Below are 1,558 nucleotides of genomic sequence, written 5' to 3' on the forward strand. Positions count from 1 at the left end.
CTGTCCACAAGATGGGGTGGACGGCCTCCTTGCGGCATCAATGTGCCATGATGGAGGTTGATGCACCATCAGGAGGAGACCATCCGCATGAAAGCTAGCATAATTGGCCTGGATATTGCCAAATCCGTTTTTCAGGCTCATGGCGCTGACGCAAATGGAAAGTGCGTTTTCAAGCGCAAGCTTGGCCGAAGTGAAGTGTCTGCATTTTTTGCAGAACTTGAACGCTGCGAAGTTGTTCTGGAAGCCTGCGGGTCTGCTCATTACTGGGCGCGGGTGATCAGCAGCGCAGGTCATGATGTCAAACTTGTCTCCCCCGATCGGGTCCGACCTTTTGTGAAAAAAGGCAAAAAGAATGACGCTGTTGATGCGGCTGCGATCTGTGTGGCAGCAACTCACCCTGATACAATGTTTGTTCCGATCAAGACCGAAGAACAGCAGGGCGTGTTATCGCTGCACTCGACCCGCGCTCTTCTGGTCAAACAGCAGACAATGTTAAGTAACGCATTCCGTTCGCTTGCTTCTGAATTCGGGCTGATTGCCCCTCTGGGTACCAGTCGGCTCTCGGAGTTGATGGCGAAAATTGAAACATCAGCCGAGTTACCGGCTGCCATGAAGCAGAGTGCCATATCATTATTTGAACACTACCAAAAAGTCGCTGAGAGTATCGATGCTTTGGAAGCACAGATAAGAGCTCATGCAAAAAATAATGAAGATGCCCGCCGCCTGATGACAATTCCGGGCGTTGGTCCCGTGACTGCATCACTGGTGGTGGCGTCTGTCGCGGATATCGGTTCGTTTGCCTCAGCACGACACTTTGCCGCGTGGCTTGGGCTCGTGCCCCGTCAGTATTCCACTGGAGGAAAAACCCAATTGGGCAGGATTACCAAGACGGGCAACCGGCAGATCAGAATGCTTCTGGTTCTTGGGGCGACATCCATGCTTAATCGTGCTCACCAGTGGAAGAGTGCTGCGGGACAGTGGATGTGCCAACTCATCGAACGTCGCCCCAGACGTCTGGCAACAGTAGCGCTTGCCAATAAAATGGCCCGTATCATCTGGGCGTTACTGGCACGCAAAGAGATCTATCGTCCGGCTGGTTACAGTGTCGCTACGGCCTGACCTGTATCAGCAGGACGATGGATACCGGGGCTTGCCCCGGTAGGTCCGGCAGTATGTACTGACCAACGTGATGGGAAGACTGTGATCGGAAACAGTTTCAGGCAATACCGTCTATGGATTTGTGCCTTTGAGCACGCCCGCAAGTTTGGTGCCTGACACGCGAGCGTACACCCATAATGGCCAGCGAAAGACTTCGCGTAAACAGGCCGGACATAAGTACGCATCTGACCGGATCTTCATGTCAAATCGGTAGTCGTCATCCAGCCGGCAAAACAAATGATAAACTTTGGAAATCGCACAAGGGAGGCTCGTGTGAAGCATTGTGTTTAAACGGCCGTCCACATAAATCCATAGGAGGGACCCGAGGGCCGGGCGACACGACCGCCAAGAGTCTGGTGGCGCGCGGCCCTTGGGAGGTAACTGTGGAGTTGTGGGCAGC

Annotated in this window: 1 protein-coding gene; it reads left to right on the forward strand. The window is 53.5% G+C overall.

The window, feature by feature from the left end:
• The first annotated feature begins 87 nt into the window (after positions 1–87).
• Complete coding sequence (locus HK20_RS12230) at positions 88–1,119, forward strand: IS110 family transposase (protein WP_086647324.1); 1,032 nt, start codon at positions 88–90, stop codon at positions 1,117–1,119.
• Positions 1,120–1,558 lie beyond the last annotated feature (439 nt).

The organism is Acetobacter sp. DsW_54, assembly GCF_002153575.1.
GTDB classification, from domain to species: Bacteria; Pseudomonadota; Alphaproteobacteria; order Acetobacterales; family Acetobacteraceae; genus Acetobacter; species Acetobacter fabarum.